Source organism: Algoriphagus sp. (genome assembly GCF_024642405.1).
Classification (GTDB): domain Bacteria; phylum Bacteroidota; class Bacteroidia; order Cytophagales; family Cyclobacteriaceae; genus Algoriphagus.
In genome coordinates this window covers 1-2757 of the sequence record NZ_JAHEBC010000454.1, presented here as the reverse complement: position 1 = coordinate 2757, position 2757 = coordinate 1, and the positions used below count along the sequence as shown (strand labels likewise).

4 protein-coding genes and 1 pseudogene are annotated in these 2757 nt (G+C 32.6%); 1 reads left to right on the top strand and 4 read right to left on the bottom strand.

From position 1 onward, the window contains the following. The 4 genes and pseudogenes from Q0L68_RS19255 to mvaD form a co-directional block, all read right to left on the bottom strand. A pseudogene (locus Q0L68_RS19255) lies at positions 1-513 on the bottom strand (mevalonate kinase); the annotation flags it as partial. 119 nt (positions 514-632) lie between these two features. Further along, entirely contained in the window at positions 633-935 is a 303-nt protein-coding gene (locus tag Q0L68_RS19250; RefSeq protein WP_296705871.1) for a type II toxin-antitoxin system RelE/ParE family toxin, read from the bottom strand. Between the two features lie 2 nt (positions 936-937). Beyond that, positions 938-1156 carry a hypothetical protein gene (locus tag Q0L68_RS19245; RefSeq protein WP_296705870.1) on the bottom strand — a complete coding sequence of 73 codons (219 nt, stop codon included), beginning with the start codon at positions 1154-1156 and terminating at the stop codon, positions 938-940. Between the two features lie 32 nt (positions 1157-1188). After that, on the bottom strand, positions 1189-2271 hold the full coding sequence (gene mvaD, locus Q0L68_RS19240) for a diphosphomevalonate decarboxylase (protein ID WP_296705869.1): 1083 nt from the start codon (positions 2269-2271) through the stop codon (positions 1189-1191). Between the two features lie 111 nt (positions 2272-2382). Here mvaD and Q0L68_RS19235 point away from each other — a divergent pair. Beyond that, on the top strand, positions 2383-2757 hold a 375-nt coding region (locus Q0L68_RS19235; RefSeq protein WP_296705868.1), incomplete at its 3' end, for a TspO/MBR family protein.

The following is a 2757-nucleotide window of genomic DNA, read 5'->3' as shown; positions in this document are numbered from 1 at the left end:
TAGGTTTTCCATAAAAATATTGACCATTGGTGCTGTTTCACCAACAATGCCTGAATCTAGCAAAAACACCGCTCCCTTACCATCAAAACTTTGATTTGGAATTCCAGTAGCTTCAATATTGTCTTTGGAATTAATTAAAATTGGAATACTCAAATAACTATTCAACGGATCTAAACCAGAACTTTTCCCATGGAAAAAACTTTCCATTTGAGAAAAAATATTTTTTAATTGCAATAATTTTTCACGAGTTAAATTCTCTAAAACCGTAATTTTATCTTGGGCATATTTATCGTAAATAGCCGCTACCAAAGCGCCACTACTCCCCACTCCGTACCCTTGTGGGATACTCGAATCAAAGTACATACCTGTAGCCACATCACTTTTTAAGGCTTCTAAATTAAAAGTAACTAAGTCTGGTTGTTCAACTTGCAATTTTTCAAGATAGTCTGCAAATCGTTTCAAACTTTCATTTGAAGCGATTGCTTCAGAAGAAGGATTTTCATTTCTTTTCAAGGCTCCATTATAAAAATTATAAGGAATCGATAATCCTTTCGAATCGCGGATAATTCCGTATTCTCCGAAAAGTAATATTTTTGAGTAAAATAAAGGTCCTTTCATATTTTGATTGAGAATTATTTTATTTTGTTAATCTTATTTGGGTCTTGTCTGGTGTCAAAAAGGGATAAAATAACAATATGCTTATCGTTAAACTTATAAAACAAAATTGACTGTTTGCTTATTACACACTTTCTAATCCTTCTTGACTTATTAGACATTGGAAACATTTCAGGATTTTCCGCAATCAAATTTATAATGTCTTTTAACTTATTTGAAAATTTTGTTTTTACTTTATTATTCCATTTTAAAACTAAAAGTTCAAATAAATTTTCGATTTCATAAAAAGCTAATGGAGTAATTACCACTTCCCTTTTCATTTTTACAAATGGGGCTTAATAAATTCATCAAAAGAGACATATTCTCCTCTTTCATATTGCGCCTCTGATTCGTTAATCATATGTTGCTGTTCCTCCGTCAATTCATCCCAAAAATCTTTCTTTTCTTTTTTGAAAATGGATTTGATAGACGCAATAATTGATTCGTCATTCGTTTCAGACAACAATTTTATCAATTCTTTTTTTTCTAATTCAATATTCATAATCTTATCCTTAAAGCATAAAGATACAAAAATTACAATTGCATAGCACCTATTCCAATTTGGTCGCAAATGTACTGAGCATTTTGACAATAGCCAACTAATTCGTCCTGAATAAATTGCAACACCTTATCTTTCACAGAATTTGGATACAAAACATGTACATTGGCTCCCGCATCTAATGTAAAACAAACTGGAATTTGAGTTTCTGATCGATATTTCCAAATAGCATTGATTATTTGCAAGGTATTGGGTTTCATCAAAATAAAATAGGGCATCGAAGTCATCATCATTGCATGCAAAGTCAAGGCTTCACTCTCTACTACTTTTATAAATTCGTCTAAATTTCCATTTTCAAAAATAGCTCTTAGCTTATCTAAATTGTCATGTGCTTGTGCAAAACGCTGTTCTGCATAAGGATGATTGTGCATCAAATCATGCCCTAAGGTACTTGACACTTGCTTTTCGCCTTTGTCAACTAATAGAATTGTATCTTGAAAATGGTTGAAATTATCGTGAATGGTATATGGATATTCTACTCCATACAAATCGGTACTTCCTAAAATATTGGCTTGATGCCCCCAAACTACAACTTGTCCTTTTACGCTTCGGCAAGCACTCCCTGAACCCAAACGCGCCAAAAAAGAGGCTTTTTGATAAAAATAATCTTCAGTCATTTCAGGACGCAACGCTTTTTCCAAACTCATTAAATTCATTGCCAAAGCTGCCATGCCTGAAGCCGAAGAAGCGATTCCTGAACTATGTGGAAAGGTATTTTCGGTATCAATCGTAAAATGATATTCTTTCAAAAAAGGCAAATACACTTCAATTCGCTCTAAAAACTTTTGAATTTTAGGTTTAAACTCTTCTTTGGGTTTCCCTTCAAACAACAAATCAAATGAAAAATTATCTTGTTTCTGGATTTTAGTAAAAGCTACTTTCGTATTAGTCATACAATTATTTAAAGTAAAACTCACTGATGGATTGGCTGGAATCTGATTTTCTTTTTTTCCCCAATATTTCACTAAAGCAATATTACTTGGAGCTGTCCATTGGAACTGACCACTTTCTAAGGTATTGGAATAAAATGAAGGTATAAAATCGTTGATTGAAAACATCTAAATATCTTTTTTGGCAAAGATACTTTTTTTACGGAATTCGGTTAATTCTTTGTTTGATTTATCGGTAGAAAGTTTTTAAGTACATTTGGGTTTTAAAATTTAAATCTCATGAATAAGATTACCAAAATCCTTTGTATTGTTGTTACCTGCCTTGCCATTGGCTATTTTTCAGGAATGGTTACCCGTTCTAGCATTGAAACTTGGTATCCAACACTAATCAAACCTAGTTTTAACCCACCCAACTGGATTTTTGCACCTGTATGGAGCATGTTGTATATTATGATGGGAATTGCGGCGGGATTGGTTTGGGATCGTATGGATTTTGAAAAAGAAAAAACTACCAAAGCACTGACTGTTTTTGCTATCCAACTCGCATTAAATGCTTTGTGGTCTTATTTATTCTTTGGATTAATGAACCCAATGTTAGCAGGAATCGAAATCATTTTACTCTGGCTTTTTATATACGAAACCTATATTCAGTTT

Bases quoted from the DNA above. Each gene is read 5' to 3' on its own strand.
- Q0L68_RS19250 (WP_296705871.1), bottom strand. From the start codon at position 935: ATGAAAAGGGAAGTGGTAATTACTCCATTAGCTTTTTATGAAATCGAA.
- Q0L68_RS19245 (WP_296705870.1), bottom strand. From the start codon at position 1,156: ATGAATATTGAATTAGAAAAAAAAGAATTGATAAAATTGTTGTCTGAA.
- mvaD (WP_296705869.1), bottom strand. From the start codon at position 2,271: ATGTTTTCAATCAACGATTTTATACCTTCATTTTATTCCAATACCTTA.